Below are 21,960 nucleotides of genomic sequence, written 5' to 3' on the forward strand. Positions count from 1 at the left end.
ATCGTAACTTGCGCTACTGTTGGATTTTCAAGATTATTTACCCAAGCGGTACCCATATGTCCTTGTAAATAAGAAAGTAAAACAATGTTATTGAAATCTTCGAACATAGTAACTAATTTTTCTCTTGTATGTATATTCGCTTCATATATCATTTACATTCCTGCTTTCTTTAGAATCAATGTACTTCTACTCTTTTCTACATATAAGCAAACGTCTACTACACTCCATATAATTATAAATTATTCATAAATATAAAATTATTATAACATCTAATATTAAGTAAATGACTTTCTAGTGTATAGGTTTACAGATAATATACTTAATAATAATTCACAATCTATAATCTTTTATTATGTAAAAACCCTCAACATTAGTTTAAGGGTTCATTTAAATATATATGTTATAACTCATTCTTATAAACAAATGATTCTGTTGCCCCGTTTTTATATACTTTAGTCACTTGAACAACTGATGTGTACGTATTATCGTCATTCGATATCATCTTTCTCATCTCTTCTATCTCGGTATTACCAGCTCCACTCTCGATTTTCAAACAGTTCGATATGTTGAGGTATCCACTCGATGCGAAAAGAATAATAAACGTAAGATCAGGGAAATTAATGAACAGTATTCCAAACTTCAAAGGATTCCCAGCCGTATCAGATAAAACTAATCGAAAGTTTAATAGTTCAGGCACTTGAACAAAGTTTTTAGAAACAATCGCTTCCCCAACTATTGTAACCTGCTTCACTACATTACCATTTTCATCTGTAAATTCAGTACAACTAGGTGCATCAATTGTTTTTGCTTGTAGTGATAAATTCAATTCTGGATTGTGAAAGTCAAAAAAGAGTGTACTTCCCTCTGTTAAACATTGCGGACAAACATTTCCAAGTAAACTAAAATCCTCTTCAATAAATTTAACTTTCGTTTTACAACTACACACTTTTCCTATTCGAATTGCATCAATCCTAGAGCAATCTACAAAAATAACATCATTGTCCTCTTGTACGAAGGATACGATACCATTCCTCTTATTAAATGAAAGAAAATACGATACAACAATTTCCTTTCCGGCGACTACAATACTCTCAACTTTTGTAAAAGGCTCTAAATTTCGCAAAAATTCACAAATACTATTTTGGCAACATCGATAATTTCGTTTCGGCTCACAACCCACTGACACTCCATCCCTTCCCTATATGTTTTATCTAATACATATAATATGAGCGGAATATAAGAAAAGCTTGGACAATATAACTTTAACGTAGGAATACAGTTCCCTATTCATAATATGAATAAGGAACTTGCACCAATAATAAGTAATAACACATAATTTTTACTATAAATACATATAACAATTTCATCTTTCCTGAAAAAAACGTTATAATGAGGTGTAGCCTCTACGATTACGTTATAAAGGAGATTAAAACAATGGCTAAAATTAAAGTATACCAAGCAAAAGAAGAAAATATGGAAGCAGTAAAAAACATCATTGATGTTGAAGAACAAAATCCAACTGCTGAAAACTTACAAAATCTATACGCATGTGTATTAGATACTGAAGATATGGCATTGCCTGAATCATACATTGAGGAAGATATCTTAATTGATTCTATTGAAGTTATGGTTAACGCTTCTCAAAGCAAAGTAAGAGACTTAGGTGCTTACGATGTAATCGAAGTTCAAAACAAAGGTAAGAAAACACAAATTTTATTATTGGCAGACGAAGAATACGAAATCATCGAAGGCTAATCTAAATCTGTACATACGAAAAAGCTCCCTTCCAATTGGAAAGGAGCTTTTTCATTACGCTTTTGATGTTTCGCTCTTTTTATTCTTTTGTTGTTTCTTAATTACCATGCGCTCATTTCCCATAAAGAAAATAAATATGAATGCTAAACCAGCTGGTACCAATGCCCACATAAATGTTTGGACAATTGAGCTAGAAAGAGCGTCAATAATTTTATCTAATATTTGCGGTGGAATTTGAGATCTTGCCGATTCTGATAGAATAGCTCTTGAATCCCCTAAAGCGTTTGTATTCATTCCCCCGCTCATACCTTTAAATGCTTCTTCTAATTGATCTTGGAAGCCTGTTCTTTGAATCATTCCGAAGATTGTAATACCAAGCGTCATGCCTAATGAACGAATGAAGTTACTCGTTGAAGTCGCAGACCCTCGCTGTTCCATACCAAAGTTGTGAATAGATGCCATACTTAGTACAGAGAATGAGAATCCAACTCCAAATCCGATAATAATCATATACACTGTTAATAATGCACGACTTGTTTCTGGCGTTAATGTACTTAATAAGAATAGTCCAATTAGCATAATAACCGCAGAAATAATCATAATGTTTCGGTAGCTAAGCTTCGTCGTTAAAAATCCGCCTAATTGCGCTGTTACGACTGATCCTAACATCATCGGTAATAGTAATAATCCTGAGTTTGTTGCGGTACCACCGTATACACCTTGAATGAATAACGGAATGTATACAGTTGCTGACATAAACGCAGCACCGTAACATAAAGCAATAATGGTACTCATTCCGAATAAGCGCTGCTTAAACATCTCAAATGATATGATTGGCTCTTCTACTTTTCGTTCAATAAAAATAAATGCAATGATTAAAATAGCGAATCCGCCAAATAAACTTAAAATAAAGCTAGAATCCCAATCATACTTTTGTCCGCCAAGTTCTAAAGCAAACATTAACAAAACTACTGCACCAACTAAAGTAATTGCGCCAAACCAATCAATTTTTTGCTTTCTATGAACTCGTGACTCTTTATAAAAGAATGAAATAAAAATAAGTGCTAAAATGCCAAGCGGTAAGTTAATGTAAAATACCCAGTGCCAGCTAATATAATCTGTAATATACGCACCAAGCAACGGTCCAAAAATACTTGATAAACCAAATACTGCTCCGAATAAACCACCCATTTTCCCGCGCTTTTCAGGAGGGAAAATATCAAAAACGATAGTAAATGCGATCGGTACTAATGCCCCGCCGCCAATACCTTGAATCGCACGATAAATACCTAACTGTGTAATATTTTCAGCAGTACCACAAAGTGCCGAACCAATCATAAAGACGATTAAACCAAAAATAAAGAACCTTTTTCTACCATACATATCTGATAGTTTACCGAAAATCGGCATACCTGCCATTTCTGCGACCATATAGGCAGAAACGACCCAAACAAAGTTTTCAAGGCCTCCTAAGTCACCAACGATCGTTCCCATCGCTGTTACGACAATGGTATTATCCATTGATGCCATTAAAATACCTAGCAATAAACCCGCCACAACAAAGCCGAGCTTATTATTCTTCTCAACCATATCTCGTATTCTCCCTCGTACTACTTATATTTGTTTATGTTCTTTGACGACTGCATTTCCTTTCTGATTAAAACTAGTATGATATTCTACAACACTAATTTCACATCCAGGGCCAATTGTAACGTTGTTTCCTCTTACTACTTCAGCAATCGTATGTTCTAAATAAACATCATCTCCTTCAATAATTAATGTTTGAAGGTTCCCAGCATGACTTATAAATGGAACGAATCGCGCTTTTTTACGAACGGTAATCTTTTTACCCCCGATTTCTCTTACTTTACTTCCTTCATAACGAAGTGAAATTTCAATATTTTCAGCATTAAGTAATCCATCACTTTCAAGACCACCAGTTAGTGATAGTTCCTCTACTTCAATATCTCCCTTCACATTTAAAGCACCTTTCACATCTACGAAATCACCTGAAAGCTTTCCTCTCACTTCAATCATACCTCTAACTTTTATTTTTTCAATATGAGCATCACCATTTATTTGTGTATTACCGTATACTTTTACATATTCAGCATTTACATTCCCTTGTACTTCACTATCTCCATACACGACATAATTTTTAACTTTCATATTACCGCGCACATCGCTTGTGCCGTACGTTTTAAATTCATTACAACTCATATCGTTAGAAATTGTTCCTTCGCCGCGAATCTTCACTTTATTATAATCTCCGCCTGCCGAACTACCAGAACCATTCACTGTAAGACTATGTTGATGTTCCATACTGATTTCTCCCTTCCTTTACATCTCCTTAATTTCTTTTACATTTGCACTTTGATCAACAGTAAGAACACCAGTATACTCAATGAGTTCAATCTCACAGTTCGGTCCTACTGTAACATTGTTTCCTCTTACCGTTTTTATGTGAGCATAATCAATATCAATATTGTCACCTTCTAATAGTTCCGCTTCTAACTGCAAACCAAATACTGTTTTAAATAGCCTACTTAATGTACCTGATCTATGCCTTACTTTAATCGTTTGACCACCAATTTCTTTCGCTCGACATGTACCGTGAATATTAATATTTATTTCATCAGCGCTTAATAATCCGCCAATTGTAAATTGTCCTTCTGAAGAAAAAGTATCCACTTCACAATTACCATCAATTGTGGCTTGACCATTGACTTTAAACTCTTCACCAGTGACATTTCCACCTATTGTACCTTTTCCTGCAATTTTCAAACTGTTTGCCTTTACATTTTGCGTAATTGTTGCTTTTCCATCAATTCGCATCGTTTCAGCATGAACTGTGCCATCGACTTTACCAGATCCACTAATTCGTGCACGACTACTTTTCAAATCGCCAGTAACTGCACCGTAACCGTTACATTCAAATTGCTCACATTCAACATTCCCATTCACAGTCCCTTTTCCATTTAGTTGTACTTTATAAAACTCACCACCATTCGATGTACCATAACCGTTTATAATTAAATTTTCTGTATGCATTATTTCTCCTCCACTACAATAGTTTAGTTTTTAATGCTTCGGTATATTTCATAATTGCTTCGCGTAAAACAATCTTCGTTCCCTTTTCAAAAATCAAATCTTCAACATTTGATACTAATAAGCATGTAGAAATCCCCATTTTTCGGATCATAACTAAGTCACAATTTTTATGCTTAATCGCTTCATAATTTTCTCGTAAAACTTGCAGAACCATTTTCCCTTCTTCTAAACTAACTTCACCTGACTGTAATAATTCTTCTACTATATACACATAAAGAATATCTACAAATCGAAAGTCTGCCGTTTTGTTCGTTTGCTCTATGAAGAATTGTAAAACCGATTCTGATGTAATCCCTTTACGAATAATATCTTCTTTCGTTAAAAGAATCTCTGTCACACTTGGCGAAAACATATTCGCTAATTCATCTAGTGATAAATCCTCTTTCATCGTTTGGATTTTATCTATACGATCTAATATCTTTTCTTTCGGAAAAAATGTCTCTTGACCAGTGAATGTTGACTTCCGAACAAACCAATCTTCCGGAATTAAATTTTTTCTCTTCCACCTATATAACTGTCCATATGAAATACCAGTAAGCTCTAATAAATCTTTTTTTGAAATTAAATCTGTACTCAACTGTATAACACTCCTTCCTGACAACAATGTAACATAACACTGTTACGCTGTAAATATACTTTTATCACAAGTAGCGTAACAATGTGTAAAATAAACCTATTTTACATACAAAAAAGGCCCTTACACATTTCATGAAAAATGCATAAGAACCTTTATGTATCAAGGTTTAAACCATATTTTATAAAAATCAATCCACCCTTGTGAATTAATCATTATATTTTGTACTTTTTCATGTGTACTTACCTCTTGTTTGTTGCGATATAACGGTATAATATGAATTTGACGTAACAATGTGTCCTCAATATCGCGCAACAATGTGTCCCGTTTCTTTAATTGATTTTCCGTAAAATACGGCTGTAATACTTCAATAAAATTTATATTGCTATGCTGATGAACGAAGCTGTTTTTTGTAAGAAACATGTATAGCAAACTATCTTCTAACCGTTCACTAATCGTTGCGCTATCATGCATCATATCAGCTTTTTGTATCGTATTTATGTGCAGTAACTCTTCTGTTTCAAGAAAATTGACTTCCATATTTACACCATATTTCGCACACTCTTTTTGTATCCAATGGGCATCTTCAACATGGTCCCGTCCTTTAAATGTATAGAGTTGTAGTACTTCATTACGGTAAGTACTCCCCTTAATTAAACCTTGTATATCTTCTTCACTCTTTATTACGATGTCATTTGCTAATAGTAGCTCCTTTGCCACTTCTCCGCGTTCTCCGCCGAGTTGTTGAACGATTGTATCGCCATGAATGATTTTATAAAGCGCTTTCCGGAATAACTCATCTTGCATCGGTCCCTCTTTTGCAAGATTACATGTTATATATGTCACATTCGACTCAAGTCGAGACAGTTCTTTATTATGTTTCTCTCTATCTTTATACTGTGCCTTTACTAAAACATCATATGTATTTACACTTTGATTTACATTCCACAATTCAACTCGATCTAGAAAAGGTCTTTCTCGAAAATATAAATGATGAGCTTCTAATATAAATAGATTTTCACTCCTTTTATTTAACCTAAAAGGCCCTGTCCCAATTAAGTCTCCTGCCTCATCTTCATTTACGATAGAACACTGTTCTGCACTTAGCATATGTAAAAATATTCTATTTTCCATATGTAATTGAATTTCAACAATATAATCATCTACTGCACGGACAGTTGCAACGTGTTGTAACATCCATGCGTGTGGATTGTTATGAGCTTTCTTAAATCGATTCAATGAATAAATAACATCATGTGCAGTAAGTTGTTTTCCGTTATGAAAGCGGACTCCTTTTCGTAAATAAAACGTCCATACCTTGTCAGCATCATTATATTCCCAGTGAAATGCAAGTCTTGGTTCTATAATGTTTGTATTACCGTCTACATATACGAGTGTGTCAAATATATGTTTTACCATATGACATTCCGAGCGCATTGTAGCGTAGACAGGGTCTAATGCGATGTTTAGATTCATTTGTACTTGTAAACGTAGTACATCTTTTCTCCCTTGAAATGTCCGTTCAACTTGATAACCAAATATCGAATCTACCCAAGTTTGAAATTGTGCTTGAAGCGATGGAAAATACGATCCATACCTTTCAATAAAGGCGTTTCCGCTTTTTACATCCCCTTGTCTCGTTATTTCTTTTCCTCTTTCTAAAATTAAACATAGTGGATGTTTTTCAAATGACAATTTCGAACGATTTCCTCTTCCTCTTCCAGGAAACCACATAATCCAATGTAGTTCTTCCAATTTTTTTATGATTAGTTTACTATTTCTCTCTGTACAAAATAACGTTTCAGATATATTTTGTATTGTTATTTCTATTTGTTCTCCTTCTGATCTTCCTTTTCCATACTGAAGCCAAAGGTGCATATATTGCTCCAAAATCGTCATAAAACGCCCCCTAAAAGATGAAAAATCTCCCACTTTCATTCTACCCTTTTTCATTTCTCGCTTCCATCTTATCATTTCAATATAGAGAGGAGGACATAGAAATGAATCAACTGATAAATCGTTATAACAAACCCATTCTCATTCGTTTTTTTGGTGAATTATTAGTCCGAACGACAGAAGCGATGTTAGCCATCATTTTTATTGTTCACGTTAATAAAGTGTTAAATGGAAATATCATCGTAACGATGCTTCTTTTTGGATTACAGCCACTATCTGATATTGTATTTACATTAATTGCTGGGGGTGTAACAGATAAATACGGCCGAAAGAAAATCATGTTAATCGGTTTACTTTTACAAGCTTTTGCTGTAAGTGGATTCGTTTTCGCTGAATCAGTCGTGTTTTTTGCCTTACTGTATATTTTAAATGGTATTGGACGCTCCTTATATATTCCCGCACAGCGGGCTCAAATCGCTGACTTAACAAAGAAAGAACAACAGGCTGAAATATTTGCTGTTTTGCAAACGATGGGAGCGATTGGGTCTGTAATTGGTCCATTACTTGGCGCCTTTTTCTATAATAGCCACCCTGAATATTTATTTATACTGCAAGGTGTAGCCCTTACGCTATATGCCGTACTCATTTGGACGCAGCTTCCTGAAACAGCTCCACTTATGAAAAATGCCGAAACAACGAAAAACATATATTCACCAAAACAATTTATTTCAAAACATTATGCCGTATTTGGTCTTATGGTTTCGACACTTCCTATTAGTTTTTTCTACGCCCAAACCGAATCGAATTATCGAATTTATGCCGAAAGTGTATTTCCAAATTTTCTATTCGTACTCGTATTTATCTCGACTTGTAAAGCTGTTATGGAAGTCATTCTCCAAATATTTCTTGTAAAATGGTCCGAACGATTTTCAATGTCAAAAATCATTATCATTTCCTATACTTGCTATACGTTAGCTTCGATTGGATACGGTTATTCTACAACAATATGGTCATTATTCTTTACACTACTCTTTTTAGTAATTGGGCAAAGCATTGCTTTAAATCATTTACTTCGATTCGTTTCACAAATCGCTCCAAGTCATAGACGCGGATTGTACTTTTCGATTTACGGTATACACTGGGATATTTCAAGAACTTGCGGACCGTTTGTAGGAGCATTATTAGTAAGCACATTTAGTGGTAGCACTCTATTTTATATTTGTGCTTTCTTCTTAATAATTGGCGGGATCATTCAAGCAGTTTTCGTTCAGTCATTAGAACGTACAAAAGTAAAAGAGCTGTCCCTATAGGAACAGCTCTTTTAACCTGCCATTTTATTAATACTATCCTCCGGTGAGAAAACCGAAATATGATGTACTTTACCAGTTGAATTTGGAATAACGAACTTTAATTCAAATTGGTCATTTACTTTATAAACGTATATTTTATCATTACCATTTACTTTAACCGATATCGGCTTTCCTAAAGCTTTTTCAATTTCTTGTAACGTAATTAACCTAAGTTCAGCATGGTAAGAACGAACATCAAAAATTTGTGATCCTTTATTAAATCCAAATGCAACATTTTTATTTGTAAAGGTAGCGTACATTCCGTTACCTGCTTGCTCTGTTTTATCTGCTTTTCCCCACGCTTTTTCGATTTCCTCGATGTCACCTGTATGTGCTGCATACGGTATATTAGGCACTTTACCTTCTTTCGCTTGTTCAAACAACTCTTTAACATAGTTAATTGATTTTTGGTTAAGTGCTTTATTTTTCGAATTAGAATCTGCTGAAGATTTTGTTGAATCTTGATTTTTCGGCTCAGCATCCTCATTCTTGTTACCCATTTCAGAAGTATCATTTTCAGATGTTGAATTTTTTTGTTTCTTTTCCTCCGTATTCGCACAAGCAATCAATGTTATTACACATGTTAAAGTTAGAAGAAATTTCAGTACTCTCAAATATACTTTCATACTTTTTTTACCTCCTATTGATAAACATTCTATAACATCATTTTTAGCTTGCATCAATTTCAACTAAATCGAGATTTTGTCGTTTATGCTTTCCTTATATACACCTTCTCTTTTTACCCTCTATATCCCTCTTCTATCACATGAAATAGAGTGTGTCACAAAAAGTATATGTAAATGCAAAAAATAACAGACTTTATATCAAATAAAAAAGAACTCGAAGTAAAACTAACGGGTTCAGTTTAGGGAGCGAAAAATGCTAATAACCATTAGAAATAACACAATAATTTGTATGCATTTCGCACCCCGTTTCGCATTGTAAATAGCAAACTAAAACGCTCAGAAAATATTCTGAGCGTTTTTATTTCCTTCTTCAACTAAAGCACCAGTTAGTGTAAAAAGCTATTTCACCATTTGTATTGTTAACTTATCTTTTAACATGGACCTATATGAGTCAATTTCATATTTTGTATTATTGATTTTTTCTTTTTTCATTTTTAACATATCGAATATTTCTAACTCTAAATTCCTTCTAACTTCAAGAACTTTTATCGCTCCTTCTACACCTGAATGGTTATGTTCTTTCCCATAGCCTTGGTTAGTGTAATAGTCGACAATTCCTGTGGACCATTCTGGAGCTCTTTCTTTTAATGCCTTCCTAAATGAAAATTCAAGATTATCTTGTTCTACATACAATAACATTGGATTTAAATTCTCTATAATTTTTGCAACTTTCATTACATAATTTATTATTTTTTCTTTTTGTTCACCATATTTAATCATCCCAATAGTTAATGGATTTTGTATGAAACAACATTCAAAGATATAAACCTTATCGTCTTCTAAAGCAATTTCAGCAAAGTCATTCCATTTGTCAGCAATTAATTCAACATTTTTATCGAATGATAATTCGTATATATCGTTTTTAAAAATAGCGTTAAATAATTCGTCCGAAAACTGGTCACCAAACTCATTTTTTATCTTTCTGTATGGTAATAAATAATTGCTTCCTTTTTTTAGAACTCTTTTAAGAAGCACCTCTTTAAAATCTCCACTGTTAGATAATAATCTATCGAATTCAAATTTATTAAAACAAGATACACCATCATAGTCGGCTGGGTGGTTCAAATTTCCCTCTAAAAATAGTTCAACTTCAATTTTATTTTGGCTTAGAATTTCATTTATTAGCTTTGCAGTGGTTGATTTTCCAAATCCAGGTAAACCTTCTACTATTATTAGTTTTGTATTCATAGTTATAAATCCCTTCCTTCAACGTATTTAACCAAGATTAAAAAAATCACTTACTCCACTGCAATCACCCCTTCAAAATATGATGTTCACCATTTCCTTTGAAAAATCCTTCTTAAAGTAACCTGACCGTTAGTTTAAGAACATTTTTTTTACAATCTCTATAATTATTTTAGCATAAATTTTCCATTTGCCTTTTAAAAAATATAGTCCACCATTATTTGAGTGAACTATCTAAAGTAAATTATATCTTTTAAATCAAACACTTTTTCAGTAATCCCCAATCTTTGTGCTGGTGTTTTTACTGTTTTCTTTTTCCCTTCCTTTGTAGTAAATGGCATACAAAAGTTATAATGGGTTCGAAGTATCATTAGAGTCATTTGTGCGTATTTTGGATTAAAATTAGAGTAGATATAACAACCAATTTGGCAATGATTTTAGCACATAAAATAGCAAGAGTACATAAGTCTATGTACCTTTGCTATTTAACTATATAAAAGTGCTTAAACACTGTAATAACAATAAAAAAGGGATGCTAAATCATATGTGATTTACATCCCTAATTTGTTTGTTATTTTATATTTTCTCTTCCGTAACTGAACCCGCTAAAGTAAAACTAAGAGATAAGTGTTAATTTCTTTACATATGTAGTAATTGTACTTTTTACAGTTTCAAAATTATGAGCAAATGTACTATCTCCACACAGTGCCGTTATACATGTTAGACCTGCTGCTTTAATAAAGTGTTTTACATCTAAAAGCATTGAATTAACCTCCAGAAATTTACTTACGCTCATTATAACAGATGTATCGCCATGGAAATGGAAACATGGAAGAAATAAGAAACCTAACGTAAACTCCACTTATTTAGCCTGCAATCTATATGCTCCATATCCTATAATTAAAAAGCTGTCCTAATTAAGGACAGCTTCAAATATGTATATTACACTTCGATTGACTTACCATCTTCAACGATATGGTACAGTAAATGCGCTAAATGATGAATCGGACCATACTCTTCCTCTTCTTCATCTGTCTCGCCATGGAATTCAAGATCGTTTAAGTATAGTGCTAAAAATTGATAGTATAATTTTAAATCAAATCCGTAGCAAGCACTAGGCTCTTCATGATCCCCTTCGTATTGTAACATTAAGTATTGATCATTTCCTTCTGCATCTTCTGCGTCAAAGAATACAAAAAAACCAACGTTTGTATCTAAATCAAATAGATGACGAGTACCTTTTTCTGTCGCTTTATTGAAGTCCTCTTCACTTAGTTTATGTACTGTTGTCGCTTTTGCATTATCTTCTTGATGGAAATTTACTGTAAATGTTTTCAATGCTGACACCTCCTGATTGTATAACAGTAGCATAACAGATTAGACAACATAATTCAAAGGGACTGCTTACAAATGCAAGCAGTCCCTTATATTCATTTTCGCATTGCTCGAAATAGAAAACTTACGATGAAAATCAAAATAATTGCACCTATTAAAGCCGGGACAATTGCATATCCGCCTATAACGGGCCCAAATTTACCAAGTAGCGCCGTACCAAGCCAAGAACCGACAATACCAGCAATAATATTTCCAATTACACCACCAGGTACATCCCTTCCAGTGATTAAGCTTGCAAACCACCCTAATATACCGCCGACAATTAAAGACCAAATCATATGAAACCCTCCTTTATATAGAAACAAAAAATTATAATTAGAAACAATTACTTACCATTAGTTATGTTTCATTTCTCATAAGTTATTCGCTCTTCAAAAATCATTCAGATTGTATATAAAAAACTTAAGGACAATCTGGCTTCAATATCGTCTTCATAAACTCTTCTTTAAAAGCTGGATAGTTAAAACCAACCGCAATTTTTTGTACAGGCCTATTATCAAACGTCGTTGGCTCAGCTATTTTCCTAAAATCCGCAACACTTTGCCCTCTCGTTACATCATTTGTCGTACTTATCCAAACTGCTGATTTTTTATATTCAAAAATATCATCATTTATAAATGAAATGAACGGAAGTAAATCGTGAATCGGACTCCCACCAATACCCGGATACTCTTTTTTATAAAAGTTATCATAGTAAAAATCAATCATTTGCTTAATTAATTTTGCCTGTCCGGTTCCTTGTTTATCGATAACATCGACCATTTCAGGTGTAATAAGTGCTGCTTGCGTTACATTTAACGGATATATAGTAGCGTTCTGCGCATACTTCATAACAATATTCGCAGCAATTGGATCGCCGTAAAAATTCGCTTCAGATACTGGTGTAACATTACCAGGAAATAGGAAAGCGCCTCCCATTATATAATAAGAATAAATACGATTCATTACATTTGGATACAATAAAAATAACGTTGCAAGTGTTGTCAACCGTCCCGTCGCAACAATAATAATCTCTTCTGGACACGGCTCAATTAATGTGATCAACTCACAAAAATTTTCCCTTTTACAATTTCGCATTTCAGGTGGAATAATTGGTCCCAAGCCGTGATCACCGTGAATTTCAGGAAAAAATAAAGGTTCTTCAGCTGTCATAGGCCTACTAGCCCCTTCAATAATTTTCACCTTTGTCGCATAGTATCTTTCTAAAAAATATACATTTTCCGTAACAATTTCCCTCGATACATTCCCATACTCTGCAACAATACCTAAAATATCTAATTTACATGTTTTATTTGCATAAATTAAAGCTACGGCATCATCAATACCAAAATCTCCAAAAAAAATTATTTTCTTATTAACTGTCTTCACCCCTCTTCAGTGGAATCTAATATCATTATTATGCGAAAAAGACAAGGGGGTGAAACCGCACAAAATAAAAAAAGCCACCTATTTATTGGCGACTTCTATCTTTTTATAAGATAAATATGCTAGTACATTTTTACTGGAATCATATTTTGGATTATTTCCTCTTCTCGGTTCTCTCATATGTGTTTTTTCAAAACCAGGAATATCCGGCATTTTCTCCATAAATTCAAGCATTTCTTCCTCAGTTCCTTCAATACGTACACGAATCATTATTACTATTCCTCAATTCTCATTTTCTCTGTACTAAGTATATCGTACTTCGGAAAGACTGCAACATATTTATTCTGCTATTTTCCGGACAGCTCGATTGGTGAAGGCTAGTAATCAGAAAGAAGTGGACACCCTCCCTCTGACTAAAACTCCACTTTATCTTTGTAACGTTGTACTTTTTTTACATATAAACATTGCCATTTCAGTATAGAACGACTCTACTTTATGATTTTCAAATTGAATATTAAAGTATTCTTTCATTTCATTTGGTGTTTTCATCATACACTCTGTTAACTTTTCACGCTTTTGCACTGGTACATCCATCATGTCACACCACCAGTCGAAATCAAACTTTTTATCAAAGGTGAAACATGACTGCATTTGCAAACCGCTTTTTTCCAATAATGTAATCCATTCTGTTTTCTTCAAAGCTCGTTCATGACTCGGATCTCGTTTCTTTTCTATAAAGTTATAGAAAGTATCAAATTCATTATTTTCTGGTGAGACATTATCTATTAATATAAATAGTCCTTTATCCTGTAACGTACGATTCACCTCAAAAATAAATTGCACCGGATTCGTAAAATGATGTGCTGCAATGCGGCATGTAATTGTATCGAAAGAATGATCTGCAAATGGTAAATCTTCTGCGTTTCCAGCTACAAAAGACACATTTTCATGGCCATTTTGCTTTATAAAACCTTTTGCTTTTTCCAACATCGTTTCAGTTAAATCAAGTGCAACTACCTCCTCGAACATAGGTGCTAATATATTTGCAACATGTCCACCACCAGTAGCAATATCAAGAAGTCGAGTATTATGGCGAGTTTCAACTTGTTGAACTACATATTGTAAATCCGGTCCTTGTGCATGTATTTTACTTTTCACATACTTTTCTGCATTATTACCAAACTGTTTCTTTACAAGCTCTTCTTTGGTCATTTTATCATCTTCTTTCTATTATTATTCACATATACGATTCAGTTAATTAATAAGTTCTCGTTCATATTATCAATTCCTCTTTTAGACGTATGACATATAATCCTGAGAAACAAAAAACTGTGAGAACGTATCCCACAGTTTATCTATGTATGTTAAAATCATTTTTTAAATTTAAATCTTTCTATAAAGTTTCTTTTTCCTCTTTTTCATTTCCTGAAACTAAGCTACCTATAGCATCTGCCGTTACTTCAACTACAAATTCACAAATTCCAGCTACAACTTCTCCAATTACTTCATCCATCTTTTTACCCTCTTATTTTATGGAACTTATTTGTATTATAGTAGCAATTGATTAATTGAAACTATCGGAAAAGGTGAAAAAGCTTACAAATTTGTAAGCTCTTTCACCTTCCCGCTTATCCTTAAAACTCCAAGTATTTTTAATAGGGATATCGGCTATCATAATATGAGGCAAGTCATAACTCTGTTAGAGGAGGCGTTTAAAATATATTACGTAAAATTAATTAAAGGTCAATCCTTCTATGCTTTTAATCGTCGTTTTTTAGTCTCTCAAGAAGAAGAAGTATCGGAAAAAACGTATAATTACTTACGCCGAAATGAATTCTTCGAAGTACGTAAAGAAGAATTTTCTGCCTAATTTACACTGAAAGGTCAAACCCCTCTTACATGAGCGGGGTCTGACCTTTTTTATTTCCTATATCGATGTTGATCGATTCTTTTATAAATTGATACGTTTCTAATTCTAATTCTGTCACTTTTTTTCTATATATACCAGATTCATTCACACATATCCATAACCAACCTTTAAACAAGTCTTTTTTTAATTGACCTGTTATATAAACCCCTGTTTTCATAGCTTGTTCTTCATGTAATAAAACATACTCTCTTTCATTCTCTAATAGACATAAAGTTTCCCCAACTATTTCATCTTTACGAAGGAGAAATTTGTATACTTCCTCTTCAAACTTTACGCTAATCAAATATGTGCTACATGGGTTAACTTCACATAGATGTCTTTCTATACTATTCACCTCTCATCGATATTTTAACATGCATATTTTAAAATATTAATAGCGTTATGTAAGAAGTTACAATTGAATTAAACATTCATATTTTTTACACTCTTTTAATATATAAACCTACTAACATTTACACAATCAAAAAGATTGAAATCCACTAATGAAACACGTATTATAGACTCTGACTCTAAAAAAGAGCGTGAAAAAATGATACATAAATAAGGAGGTTTTATATACGAGTTTTTTATTTTAAAAGACGGAGAGGTTTTATAATATGTGGCGTAATAAAAACGTTTGGATTGTTCTAATTGGGGAATTTATTGCTGGTCTGGGATTATGGCTTGGTATACTTGGTAACCTTGAATTCATGCAAAAATATGTCCCTTCTGATTTCATGAAATCAGTTATATTGTTTATCGGATTACTAGCAGGTGTTCTAGTTGGTCCTATGGCTGGTCGTGTTATCGATCAGTATGAAAAGAAGAAAGTTCTTCTATATGCTGGATTTGGTCGAGTTTTAAGTGTTATTTTTATGTTTTTCGCTATTCAATATGAAAGTATCGCCTTTATGATTGCATTTATGATTGCACTTCAAATTTCAGCAGCATTTTATTTCCCTGCATTACAATCTGTAATCCCACTAATTGTTAGTGAACATGAGTTATTACAGATGAACGGTGTCCATATGAATGTAGGTACCATCGCTCGTATTGCAGGTACTTCACTAGGTGGAATTCTTTTAGTTGTAATGAGTTTACAGTATATGTATGCCTTCTCTATGGCAGCATACGCTTTACTATTCCTCTCAACTTTCTTCCTGCAATTTGAAGACAAGAAATCAACAACACCAAGTAAACAATCTGCAAAAGATAATAGCTTTATGGAAGTCTTTCGTATTTTAAAAGGAATTCCGATTGCTTTTACAGCACTTATATTAAGTATTATCCCCCTATTATTTATAGCTGGGTTTAATTTAATGGTTATTAATATTAGCGAAATGCAACATGATCCAACGATTAAAGGATTCATATATACAATTGAAGGTATCGCCTTTATGCTAGGCGCCTTCGTTATTAAACGTCTATCTGACCATTTCAAACCTGAAAAATTACTATATTTCTTCGCAGCTTGTACTGCGTTTGCACACCTTTCGTTATTCTTTAGCGACGTAAAATGGATGGCCCTTGTATCATTTGGTTTATTTGGATTTAGTGTAGGTTGCTTCTTCCCAATAATGTCGACAATTTTCCAAACGAAAGTAGAAAAAAGTTATCACGGACGTCTCTTCTCATTCCGTAATATGTTTGAGAGAGTTATGTTCCAAATCGTATTACTCGGCACTGGGTTCTTCTTAGATACGATTGGATTACAGTACATGGTCTTAATTTTCGGTGTCATTTCCTTGTTAATTATTTTTATTTCCTTATCAAAACAGAAACACTATGAAAAACAGCCTTCACAATCTGCGAATTTATAGTATAAACACCTTAGGCATGGATTTAATTTTATATTGATCCATGCCTTTTTGTTATATAAAGACTAAGTTAATTAAAAATATTTACAGGAGTCAATCATTAGCATTACGAATACATTATATAATCCATAAAAAGGAATTAGAAAGGTGTCTAATAGTATGCAAATATACTTATTATCTTATTTTTTGAAATTATTATGTTTGGCATCATTAACTTTTTAGCTATTTCCCTATCTCAACATAGCTTTAAAAGAAGAATTGTGGCAGGGTTCATATTTTTATTCTTAACCCCTTTTGTATTTTTAACTACTACTGCATTCGCTTCCCTATTTGATAAAGGTGGGTTTAGCTTAGGTACGTTAGCCTTTATTGTTGCCGGTATATATTTTTCAAATGGAATAGTCATTCTTTTTTCCTCTACACTAATCCTAAAAAAACATAACACAATATATACTTCTAAGCATGAATTCTAGTCTTTCGCTAGATTCATGCTTTTTATTTTTGTTCTCCTTTCCCAATTTTTATGTGAAATTAAGTAATTCTTTAAAAAAATTTTAACTTTATTTTTTACAATATTTATATCGTACGTTTTATACGCACTACATACGAAAGGAGCACAAAATGAAAAAGTTTCTATTAATATCCCCTATACTCGCCGTTCTTCTTAGTGGGTGCAGTACTAATGATATATACGGTTCTTGGGAAGTCGTTGACAATAAAAATGGGCAATGCCCCGTATCTTATAAATTTGAAACAATTGTAAAAGAAGAAAAGAAAGTAGAAATTGTACAAAATTTAGTTGAAATGCGAACAACGAAGAAAAAAGAAGATTTATACAAAGGTTCATTTGTAAAAGATTCTAATGTATATCACATAGATTATGGAAACTCATTTACATCGGATCAAACTTTAAAAGTTGTCGATGACAAATTAAATGTATACTTTTATGCAGTGGAAAAATTATGTACATATAAAAAGAAATGATTTCACCTCATATAAAACGCAGAAAATATTTTCTGCGTTATTTTACTTTAAAAAGCTTTCTCACACATATTTCCCTCCTTTCCAAAATAGACAAATCCTCCCTCTAAATTTGTCAATCGTTTTAATTTTCATAAAAAAATGATAAAATATAAACATGTGTTTTCAGAATTATTAAAAACGCAGAAAGAAAACACAGTTTTTAGGAGGGGTTTTGATGACATACACGTTAGCAACTAGAATGAAAGCATTCCAATCTTCTATTTTTAGTGAATTAGGAGCCTATAAAAAAGAAAAAATTGCAGCAGGTCACAAAATGATTGACTTAAGTATCGGGAATCCCGATATGCCCCCTGCTGATTTCGTCAGAGAAACAATGGTACATACAGCGAGTGAAAAAGGCAGTTACGGATATACATTAGCAGGCATTCAAGAATTTCACGAAGCTGTAACTGAATATTATAATGATACTCATAACGTTATATTAAATGCTAATAAAGAAGTTCTATTATTAATGGGTTCACAAGACGGGCTCGTTCATTTACCTATGGTTTATGCGAATCCAGGAGATATAATACTAGTTCCTGATCCAGGATATACAGCATATGAAACCGGTATTCAAATGGCAGGTGCAACATCTTACTACATGCCTTTAACGAAAGAAAATGATTTCCTACCTAACTTACAAGACATCCCGGAAGAAATCGCCGATAAAGCAAAAATGATGATTTTAAACTTCCCAGGAAATCCAGTTCCAGCAATGGCTCACGAAGATTTCTTTAAAGAGGTCATCGCGTTCGCGAAAAAGCATAATATTATTGTTGTCCATGACTTTGCTTATGCTGAATTTTATTTCGATGGTAATAAGCCAATAAGCTTTCTATCAGTCCCTGGCGCAAAAGAAGTTGGCGTTGAAATTAACTCTTTATCAAAAAGTTATAGTTTAGCAGGTAGCCGTATTGGGTACATGATTGGAAATGAAGAAATTGTTGGTGCACTTACACAGTTTAAATCAAATACAGACTACGGTGTGTTTTTACCAATTCAAAAAGCAGCTTGCACTGCCCTTAGAAATGGCGCTGCATTTTGTGAAAAAAACCGCGGTATTTATCAAGAACGTAGAGATACTTTAGTCGATGGATTCCGTACATTTGGCTGGAATGTCGATAAACCAGCTGGCAGTATGTTCGTCTGGGCTGAAATTCCAAAAGGATGGACTTCTATAGATTTCGCTTATGCACTAATGGATCGCGCAAATGTCGTTGTCACACCAGGTCATGCTTTTGGCCCTCATGGTGAAGGCTTTGTACGTATTGCACTCGTTCAAGATAAAGAAGTGTTGCAACAAGTCGTTGAGAACATTAGAAATAGCGGCATTTTTTCTCTTGAAAAAGTAAATGAATTAGTTAAAAATTAATGGTAACTCCCCTGCTTAACTGTAGCAGGGGTATTATTCATTGGAGGTAATTTCATATGTATATTAAAGATACACTTCCCCATCGTTATCCTTTTTTAATGATTGATAAAGTAACAAACATAAAACAAGGTGAATCCGTTACAGGATACAAACTCATTACAAATAACGAATGGTTTATAAATGATAATCAAAAACATATGCCTCATATGTTAATTGTGGAAGCACTGGCTCAGCTTAGTGCATTTGTACATACAAGCGATTCTGAAGGATTAGGCTTTCTCTCCTCTTTAGATGGAGTTGCATTCCACGGAAAAGCATATCCCGGTGATAAACTTGATTTACATTATGAGCTAACCCGCAATCGCCGAGGTTTTATTCTCGGTAAAGGTACTGCAACGGTTAATAATCAGCTGATTGTAACTATAGAAAAGCTATTAATATATCAAGCAGAATAAAGACGATGTAATTCGCCGGAGTATCTTTCTCCTACAAATTCGTCTCATCAACATGAACAGAGTAAACAAATTACTTAGTTAGGAGCAGGCAAATGGAAAGTACTATCGGTATCGATGCTGGGGGAACATTAACGAAAATTGCTTATTTGAACGCAAAAAAGCAATTAGCTTTTGAAAAATTTTATTCAAATGAACAAGATAAAGTAATAGATTGGCTTAAGAACCACACTCTTATCAAACAAATATGTATTACAGGTGGTAAAGCAAAACGATTACAGCAACTACTTTCAAACTCATATAAACTAGTAGAACTGAACGAATTTGAAGCTACTCTTGTAGGTGTCCGATACATATTAAAAAAAGAAAAACACTCTATAAACAACTTTATTTTAACAAATATCGGTACAGGTACTTCCATCCATTACGTTTATAATGACAAATATATTCGTGCAGGGGGAACCGGTGTTGGCGGTGGTACTATTATGGGGCTTTCAAAATTGTTAACAAATATAGATCATTTTGAAGATGTGATTCCTTTAACAAAAGTTGGTTCTAGAAAAGATTTAGACATTACAGTCGGAGACATTTATGGTGATATTCTCTCCCCTATTGATAATAACTTAACAGCTAGTAACTTTGGGAAAGCAACCAATACAGACTCGAATTTTAGTAAATCAGATATAATCGCAACCGTTCAAGGGCTTGTAGGTGAAGTCGTTACCGCACTAAGCCTTCAATTTGCCGAAGCGAAAGACATGGAGCATATTATCTATATCGGTTCGACTTTATGTCATAACTTACACCTTCAAAATATTATTCGTAGTTACACAGAATATCAAAATAAAATACCAGTCTTCCTACAAGATGATGGTTACAGCGGTGCGATTGGTGCTTTACTTCATGTACAAAATTAAAAAGCTGACTTTTGTCAGCTTTTTAATTTTGTAATGGCACTTCAAATTCAATAATGGATTCCCCGTTCTCTCCGATTCGTTCTACACTAATTCTATCAATTACACAATTTAACTTCTTATGAAAACTAGGCATATCCTTAACTACTTCAGCAGCTAACTCGACACTTGTCTTTCTGCCGACTGTTATATGTGGTATGTACGGAATATCTTCTTTCAAAAATTGTAATAAAGGTCCTGTATATAGGATATCATGTAGTTCTTCTATTTGTTCTTTCCCTTTCTTCACCTCCAAAAATAAATAGTTTCCTACACTAGTGATACGATCTGCAAACTCAATTTCAATTTTCCCTACCTCTTTTGATAAATTCAAAATATGAGATTTTAATTCATCATTTGAAACATTACTCTTAAATGGAAATACGATTGTTATATGCGGTGGAATTAATCCAAATAAAGGATCATGTTTTTGTCTAATGTTCTCTATTTCATTGATGGGTATGTTATTTAGAAAAAGTAAAATTGTACGCATTTATATCCACCCTACTTCCTCTCAAATTTTTTATATTTACCATATTGTATGTCAGCTTGCACTTCAACAAATGATTTCAATTACATCTAAAAAGAAAAAACTTCCCGAAAGAGACATTTTTTCTTACATAGCATGATTATTATTTTCCCGCCAAACTTTCCTGAACTTAATAAAACACGCAATTCTCCACGGAATGATATATGATACAGCAACAACGTAAAATAATAAACCGATCGTTTGTTGATCCAAATCAACAATATATTGTCTTGAACCGTATCTTAAAATAATAAGTGCAATAAAAGTAATTAAAAAAGCTGCACTCTTTTTCGTATAAATATTCCCATCATCTCTTCGCTCATAATTTGTTAGAACTATAAGTGGTACAGCGAAAAGAACCCCAATTAATGCTGCTAGTATTACTTGTAAGATAGCTGGATGTACGGGACCAAAAAACCATACAATGCCTGGAGTTAAAAATAGTAATGGCCACAAAATACGTTTTCCTGTACCCTTTATTGGCTTATACATAGAGCGATAACGACGCCAGAATATTAGTAGTGCAATACATAAAAAGACAGTTATTAGTGACGAAGTGTCTCCCATATACTTTCCTTCTCTCTAA

Annotated in this window: 26 protein-coding genes and 2 pseudogenes; 9 read left to right on the forward strand and 19 right to left on the reverse strand. The window is 33.3% G+C overall.

Annotated features, from left to right (window positions below):
* A pseudogene (locus DN410_RS05005) lies at nucleotides 1-152 on the reverse strand (GNAT family N-acetyltransferase); the annotation flags it as partial.
* 248 nt (nucleotides 153-400) lie between these two features.
* Nucleotides 401-1,180 (reverse strand): BC_2878 family exosporium-associated protein, encoded by a 780-nt coding sequence (locus DN410_RS05010; protein WP_149175844.1) that lies wholly within the window; start codon nucleotides 1,178-1,180, stop codon nucleotides 401-403.
* Nucleotides 1,181-1,434: 254 nt separating this feature from the next.
* Between DN410_RS05010 and DN410_RS05020 the strand changes: the two genes are divergently transcribed.
* Entirely contained in the window at nucleotides 1,435-1,755 is a 321-nt protein-coding gene (locus DN410_RS05020; protein WP_001062733.1) for a hypothetical protein, read from the forward strand.
* 54 nt (nucleotides 1,756-1,809) lie between these two features.
* Here the strand turns inward: DN410_RS05020 and DN410_RS05025 are convergent, their stop codons facing one another.
* The 5 genes from DN410_RS05025 to DN410_RS05045 form a co-directional block, all read right to left on the reverse strand.
* Complete coding sequence (locus DN410_RS05025; RefSeq protein WP_149175611.1) at nucleotides 1,810-3,345, reverse strand: MDR family MFS transporter; 1,536 nt, start codon at nucleotides 3,343-3,345, stop codon at nucleotides 1,810-1,812.
* 24 nt (nucleotides 3,346-3,369) lie between these two features.
* The gene (locus DN410_RS05030) at nucleotides 3,370-4,077 is read right to left on the reverse strand and encodes a polymer-forming cytoskeletal protein (RefSeq protein WP_149175612.1); all 708 of its coding nucleotides are present in this window, start codon (nucleotides 4,075-4,077) and stop codon (nucleotides 3,370-3,372) included.
* An 18-nt stretch (nucleotides 4,078-4,095) separates the two neighbouring features.
* Nucleotides 4,096-4,806 (reverse strand): bactofilin family protein, encoded by a 711-nt coding sequence (locus DN410_RS05035; RefSeq protein ID WP_149175613.1) that lies wholly within the window; start codon nucleotides 4,804-4,806, stop codon nucleotides 4,096-4,098.
* 13 nt (nucleotides 4,807-4,819) lie between these two features.
* Nucleotides 4,820-5,443 carry a YhbD family protein gene (locus DN410_RS05040; protein ID WP_149175614.1) on the reverse strand — a complete coding sequence of 208 codons (624 nt, stop codon included), beginning with the start codon at nucleotides 5,441-5,443 and terminating at the stop codon, nucleotides 4,820-4,822.
* A gap of 159 nt (nucleotides 5,444-5,602) precedes the next feature.
* Nucleotides 5,603-7,339, reverse strand: coding sequence for an ABC transporter substrate-binding protein (locus tag DN410_RS05045; RefSeq protein ID WP_149175615.1), 1,737 nt, complete (start codon nucleotides 7,337-7,339; stop codon nucleotides 5,603-5,605).
* 101 nt (nucleotides 7,340-7,440) lie between these two features.
* Here DN410_RS05045 and DN410_RS05050 point away from each other — a divergent pair, with 101 nt between their 5' ends.
* Nucleotides 7,441-8,646: an MDR family MFS transporter gene (locus DN410_RS05050; protein ID WP_149175616.1), complete on the forward strand. Its 1,206-nt coding sequence runs from the start codon at nucleotides 7,441-7,443 to the stop codon at nucleotides 8,644-8,646.
* Between the two features lie 11 nt (nucleotides 8,647-8,657).
* Here the strand turns inward: DN410_RS05050 and DN410_RS05055 are convergent, their stop codons facing one another.
* The 9 genes and pseudogenes from DN410_RS05055 to DN410_RS05095 all read right to left on the reverse strand — a co-directional run bounded on the left by DN410_RS05055 (nucleotide 8,658) and on the right by DN410_RS05095 (nucleotide 14,528).
* Complete coding sequence (locus tag DN410_RS05055; protein WP_149175617.1) at nucleotides 8,658-9,311, reverse strand: YjgB family protein; 654 nt, start codon at nucleotides 9,309-9,311, stop codon at nucleotides 8,658-8,660.
* 399 nt (nucleotides 9,312-9,710) lie between these two features.
* Nucleotides 9,711-10,559 (reverse strand): P-loop NTPase family protein, encoded by an 849-nt coding sequence (locus DN410_RS05060; protein ID WP_149175618.1) that lies wholly within the window; start codon nucleotides 10,557-10,559, stop codon nucleotides 9,711-9,713.
* Nucleotides 10,560-10,786: 227 nt separating this feature from the next.
* Nucleotides 10,787-10,972, reverse strand: a pseudogene (locus DN410_RS28340) (hypothetical protein); the annotation flags it as partial.
* Nucleotides 10,973-11,172: 200 nt separating this feature from the next.
* Nucleotides 11,173-11,319 (reverse strand): chorismate mutase, encoded by a 147-nt coding sequence (locus tag DN410_RS05070; RefSeq protein WP_149175619.1) that lies wholly within the window; start codon nucleotides 11,317-11,319, stop codon nucleotides 11,173-11,175.
* A 179-nt stretch (nucleotides 11,320-11,498) separates the two neighbouring features.
* Nucleotides 11,499-11,894: a hypothetical protein gene (locus DN410_RS05075; RefSeq protein ID WP_000847585.1), complete on the reverse strand. Its 396-nt coding sequence runs from the start codon at nucleotides 11,892-11,894 to the stop codon at nucleotides 11,499-11,501.
* Nucleotides 11,895-11,986: 92 nt separating this feature from the next.
* Nucleotides 11,987-12,229, reverse strand: a complete 243-nt coding sequence (locus DN410_RS05080) for a GlsB/YeaQ/YmgE family stress response membrane protein (protein ID WP_149175620.1) — start codon at nucleotides 12,227-12,229, stop codon at nucleotides 11,987-11,989.
* 124 nt (nucleotides 12,230-12,353) lie between these two features.
* The gene (locus tag DN410_RS05085) at nucleotides 12,354-13,319 is read right to left on the reverse strand and encodes a nucleoside hydrolase (RefSeq protein WP_149175621.1); all 966 of its coding nucleotides are present in this window, start codon (nucleotides 13,317-13,319) and stop codon (nucleotides 12,354-12,356) included.
* Between the two features lie 78 nt (nucleotides 13,320-13,397).
* A complete protein-coding gene (locus DN410_RS05090; RefSeq protein WP_071711923.1) occupies nucleotides 13,398-13,586 on the reverse strand; it encodes a DUF3970 family protein in 189 nt (62 codons plus the stop codon).
* Between the two features lie 156 nt (nucleotides 13,587-13,742).
* Nucleotides 13,743-14,528 carry a class I SAM-dependent methyltransferase gene (locus DN410_RS05095; protein ID WP_149175622.1) on the reverse strand — a complete coding sequence of 262 codons (786 nt, stop codon included), beginning with the start codon at nucleotides 14,526-14,528 and terminating at the stop codon, nucleotides 13,743-13,745.
* 505 nt (nucleotides 14,529-15,033) lie between these two features.
* Between DN410_RS05095 and DN410_RS05100 the strand changes: the two genes are divergently transcribed.
* The gene (locus DN410_RS05100) at nucleotides 15,034-15,186 is read left to right on the forward strand and encodes a YqbF domain-containing protein (protein WP_071712142.1); all 153 of its coding nucleotides are present in this window, start codon (nucleotides 15,034-15,036) and stop codon (nucleotides 15,184-15,186) included.
* A 25-nt stretch (nucleotides 15,187-15,211) separates the two neighbouring features.
* On the opposite strand, the gene DN410_RS05105 is transcribed toward DN410_RS05100, so the two are convergent.
* Nucleotides 15,212-15,529 carry a hypothetical protein gene (locus DN410_RS05105; protein ID WP_255446672.1) on the reverse strand — a complete coding sequence of 106 codons (318 nt, stop codon included), beginning with the start codon at nucleotides 15,527-15,529 and terminating at the stop codon, nucleotides 15,212-15,214.
* 313 nt (nucleotides 15,530-15,842) lie between these two features.
* Between DN410_RS05105 and DN410_RS05110 the strand changes: the two genes are divergently transcribed.
* From DN410_RS05110 to coaW, 6 genes are all read left to right on the forward strand, one after another.
* On the forward strand, nucleotides 15,843-17,045 hold the full coding sequence (locus DN410_RS05110; RefSeq protein WP_149175624.1) for an MFS transporter: 1,203 nt from the start codon (nucleotides 15,843-15,845) through the stop codon (nucleotides 17,043-17,045).
* A gap of 194 nt (nucleotides 17,046-17,239) precedes the next feature.
* Entirely contained in the window at nucleotides 17,240-17,515 is a 276-nt protein-coding gene (locus DN410_RS28345) for a hypothetical protein (protein ID WP_149175625.1), read from the forward strand.
* Between the two features lie 148 nt (nucleotides 17,516-17,663).
* Nucleotides 17,664-18,026 (forward strand): hypothetical protein, encoded by a 363-nt coding sequence (locus DN410_RS05120; protein WP_149175626.1) that lies wholly within the window; start codon nucleotides 17,664-17,666, stop codon nucleotides 18,024-18,026.
* A gap of 214 nt (nucleotides 18,027-18,240) precedes the next feature.
* Complete coding sequence (locus tag DN410_RS05125; RefSeq protein ID WP_149175627.1) at nucleotides 18,241-19,440, forward strand: LL-diaminopimelate aminotransferase; 1,200 nt, start codon at nucleotides 18,241-18,243, stop codon at nucleotides 19,438-19,440.
* A gap of 56 nt (nucleotides 19,441-19,496) precedes the next feature.
* The gene (locus DN410_RS05130; protein WP_149175628.1) at nucleotides 19,497-19,895 is read left to right on the forward strand and encodes a 3-hydroxyacyl-ACP dehydratase FabZ family protein; all 399 of its coding nucleotides are present in this window, start codon (nucleotides 19,497-19,499) and stop codon (nucleotides 19,893-19,895) included.
* A 92-nt stretch (nucleotides 19,896-19,987) separates the two neighbouring features.
* Entirely contained in the window at nucleotides 19,988-20,809 is an 822-nt protein-coding gene (coaW, locus tag DN410_RS05135) for a type II pantothenate kinase (protein WP_149175629.1), read from the forward strand.
* 22 nt (nucleotides 20,810-20,831) lie between these two features.
* Here the strand turns inward: coaW and DN410_RS05140 are convergent, their stop codons facing one another.
* Nucleotides 20,832-21,338, reverse strand: a complete 507-nt coding sequence (locus tag DN410_RS05140; RefSeq protein ID WP_149175630.1) for a 2'-5' RNA ligase family protein — start codon at nucleotides 21,336-21,338, stop codon at nucleotides 20,832-20,834.
* 123 nt (nucleotides 21,339-21,461) lie between these two features.
* Nucleotides 21,462-21,941 (reverse strand): CcdC family protein, encoded by a 480-nt coding sequence (locus DN410_RS05145; protein WP_149175631.1) that lies wholly within the window; start codon nucleotides 21,939-21,941, stop codon nucleotides 21,462-21,464.
* Nucleotides 21,942-21,960: the final 19 nt, after the last annotated feature.

The organism is Bacillus sp. SH5-2, assembly GCF_008368905.1.
Lineage (GTDB): Bacteria > Bacillota > Bacilli > Bacillales > Bacillaceae_G > Bacillus_A > Bacillus_A luti.